The organism is Psychrobacter sp. TB20-MNA-CIBAN-0197, from assembly GCF_040309765.1.
GTDB lineage: Bacteria > Pseudomonadota > Gammaproteobacteria > Pseudomonadales > Moraxellaceae > Psychrobacter > Psychrobacter submarinus.
In genome coordinates this window covers 1-255 of the sequence record NZ_JBEOPC010000986.1, presented here as the reverse complement: position 1 = coordinate 255, position 255 = coordinate 1, and the positions used below count along the sequence as shown (strand labels likewise).

Annotated in this window: 1 protein-coding gene; it reads left to right on the top strand. The window is 58.8% G+C overall.

Annotated elements, in window-relative coordinates; translation table 11 throughout:
• Positions 1-255 (top strand): PA0061/PA0062 family lipoprotein (locus tag AAEY83_RS16835; protein WP_351060934.1); only part of this gene is annotated, 255 nt, incomplete at both ends.

Here is a 255-nt window from a genome sequence, read left to right as displayed (position 1 = left end):
CCTGGATAAACAGCGCTTGCGCGACGGACGGTTTTTTCAGGTGACGCCCGGTAGTCATGAGCTCACCGTGCGCTTTGACTTCGAAGTATTCGGGGGTGGTCAGGGCATGGATACCGATCCGCAAGAGCGGCTGTGTTACATGACGGTGCCCTATGAACACTTCGAGGCCGGGCAGCGTTACCGCCTTGAGGCCCGATCGCTGGCCTTCACGCCAAGTGCACGCTTGATCAATCGTCAGGGGCAGATCGTTGCCAA